The 2,925-nt window shown below is 42.8% G+C and carries 2 protein-coding genes and 2 pseudogenes; 2 read left to right on the top strand and 2 right to left on the bottom strand.

Going from position 1 to position 2,925, the window contains the following annotated elements; all coding sequences use genetic code 11:
• Together F6K49_RS38880 and F6K49_RS38875 are read right to left on the bottom strand one after the other, a co-directional pair.
• Nucleotides 1–258 (bottom strand): annotated as a pseudogene (locus F6K49_RS38880) (hypothetical protein); the annotation flags it as partial.
• A 262-nt stretch (nt 259–520) separates the two neighbouring features.
• Nucleotides 521–784, bottom strand: a complete 264-nt coding sequence (locus F6K49_RS38875) for a hypothetical protein (RefSeq protein WP_075896879.1) — start codon at nt 782–784, stop codon at nt 521–523.
• An 804-nt stretch (nt 785–1,588) separates the two neighbouring features.
• Here F6K49_RS38875 and F6K49_RS38870 point away from each other — a divergent pair.
• Both F6K49_RS38870 and F6K49_RS38865 read left to right on the top strand, forming a co-directional pair.
• Nucleotides 1,589–1,894 carry a hypothetical protein gene (locus F6K49_RS38870; protein ID WP_293087857.1) on the top strand — a complete coding sequence of 102 codons (306 nt, stop codon included), beginning with the start codon at nt 1,589–1,591 and terminating at the stop codon, nt 1,892–1,894.
• Nucleotides 1,895–2,229: 335 nt separating this feature from the next.
• Nucleotides 2,230–2,925, top strand: a pseudogene (locus F6K49_RS38865) (hypothetical protein); the annotation flags it as partial.

The raw sequence follows: 2,925 nt of genomic DNA, 5'->3' as shown, positions 1-2,925 counted from the left end.
TTCCCCCATGAGCGACTGCATCAAGACACGGAAGTCTTGATTCCTAATTTGTGCTGCACTGAAATGAAGAAACATATTACCCCCAACATAGCCATCTTCCCACTGGGCTAACCAAGGGTATAACGGGTCAGTCAGCAATTCCATCTGAAGTTTATGTCGTTCCGTTTCCATGGGAATACCGTCATCACAGGGAAGTTCATATTGGGTTGGCGGTACAGGAGTATTAGGCACAACAGCAGAGGTCATGGTTTTAGACATAGTTTCTCTTTGGTGGTATCACCTACTCAACGATAACGCCCATCGCTACGGTATCGTTGAAACTCGCAAAAAAAACTAGCACTTGGTTATGTATTTTTTGACCAAACTATGGTATAAGAGTTGCTACACTAGTTATTCTATTAGTAGTAAAATTTTATAGGACAGTATCGGAATAGTTGTTATAGAAAAGGGAACAGGGAACAGCGGATCTGGGAACAGAAATATGTCTTAACCTTTACTTCGACTGCTATATTTAGTCCGATTAGTAAGATGCGATCGCGTAGCGTGACCAAAGGTCAATCCCGTAGCGGCTCGTACCGAGCATCGCAATGCCACTTGCTTCAGTAGGGTCTAGGTCAGATTTACCCTGTGCAGACAAATCCGCTCCTGCTGTCCGGGGCGTAAGCGATCGCGTCATGGTCTCCGGATTGTACTGGAAAATAATCACACTAGCTAGGGGGTTAGCAGGGTCTAGAGCGACTATTGCCCCTCTCAACAAACGAGGGGAAAGGGGAGATGTAGCCATGAAATCCTTGTGGTTAATAAACTGCTGATCTCAAGTCCAGTTGAATACTTATTATTGAGCTAACTCATCACTTGTTAATTGTTAATTTTTGATTGTCAATGGTCAAAGTCAATATAGCAAGGGAGCAGGGAGCAGGGAACAGAGAAGAGGGAATAGGGAATAGGGAATAGCAATGCGCTGCATCAAGAGGTGCGACCCGTGGCGAATTTAATTCTTAATGGTAAGAGCGCACCTAACAGGGAATCAATGTCAAAGAAGACTGTACCTCATAACTGCGATAAACGCTATATAACGCTTATTTTTGTAGTTTTCAATATTATTAAATCTCAGCTAAAACAATGGTAAATAAGGGAGCATGTCACTTATGCAGAACATTTGTACGCTTATCTGGGTAATAGGTAATAGGTAATAGGTAATAGGTAATGGGTAATAGGTAATAGGTAATAGGGGGAGCATGTGACTTATGAATATTTGTACATTATCTATAGCCCCCTGATGGGTTTAAGCTTGCTCTAATGGGACATAGTACAACTGTTCTGCAACGCAAGACCTGCTCCCGGTAAATAATGCTTTTTGCTCCGTGATATTTGAAAGTATTGCCATAAATTAAGTCCTAGATATCCTCCATGTTGAGCTCAGCCTGGAGTAGTTTTAATTTCGAAATTAACCGATAATCAATCCTAAGTTATGCCGTGATCTTATCAGCTAAACAAAAGTACCCTCAAAGGTACTGTGAAGGTGGATTTATATCTGAGATTATAGAAATGTGTTGATTAAAAGTAATTGCAGCAAGAGGTAAAACCGATGGCTTACAAATACTATAATCCCTGTGTCTTCCAAGTTCCGATCAAATTAGAGGTACCCATTGTTCTCGATCTAGCTGTAGCTGCTAAGCCTAAGTGTTTTACTAAATATGAGGAAATGGAGCTCGAACAGGCGGAATGTAACGGAACTGGTACTGAGTCACCCGAACCGGTTATAGCGCTACGCGCAATGGCATTGGCAAGAGGCAAAATGCAAAAGTTGACTACAACAGCTTTTGCAGCTTTTATCAATGTCCTAACTTTAATGCGTAGTGCTATACAACTTAATCCCCTTAGGAATCTTTGAAAGGAATTTTTGACAGCTGGCTTTGAAGTAGTTTATAGGAATTAATTCCTGAAACCCCCCTAGGATCTAAGAGGTTGTCTGAGAAGTCTCATTTGCTACATTCAAGCCCCCGTTGGTCCCCCAATTTTGGGGGACTTTTAGAAGCAAATTGACTCTTGTTCCCCCCAAAGTTGGGGGGCTAGGGGGGCAAAATTCAGTATCAAAAAACTTGGGAGATATCCTCTAAGGATCTAATGTCTCTACAGCTGAATGCTTACCTTTCTGAAATTAACTGATGCTGAGGTGAATTATCTAATCACTGATTACCACTCTTTCTTTTTAATAAACAGGCAACTATGATCAAACGCTTTCTTACCAAAGACATGCTCGACTTTGACGCTCCAGATCAAGTCAAAGAAGTTATCCAACCTCAAGGGCGTCCACCGGAAACAGACCCTACTCTGGGTATCCGTCCGGAATTAAGTATTGAAGTCAACCAAAAGCCAGGCACTCCCCGACATCGACTGGTCACCATTGGTGATTCCCTAAGCCATGGCGTCCAGAGTGGAGCAATTTTTAACACTGACCTATCCTATCCCATGATGATTGCTCAAGAAATGGGTTGGGAAAAACACCTGCGTCGTCCCAGCCAATATGGTAAATTTGGTGGATTACCCCTGAATATGGAGTATGTAGTTAGGCACTTAGAGCGACAGTTTGGTGACCAGATAAACTGGTGGGAATTAGGGTCGGCATTGTTTTCAATCCGCGAATTTATGGACGACATAGAAGATTATTGGGAACGGGGTCCTGGTTGGCAAGGGGGCGTTGGTTCTACTGTTGCTATGGAAAAAGGAATTAACCACAACCTCGCTATTTATGGTTGGAATCTCAAAGACATTATCTCTAAGGACGCAGATACCCTCAGAAAAGAAATCCAGGCACCAACGGATCATCTATTGCGGCAAATCGTTGAGAAGGCCAGCGAACATGCTGGATTGAGGGTTTTGGACTCCGCACGGGATTCACAGGGTAAAGCACTTACCCCAGTC

Source organism: Moorena sp. SIO3I6 (assembly GCF_010672095.1).
This window is presented reverse-complemented; position numbering and strand designations above follow the sequence as displayed.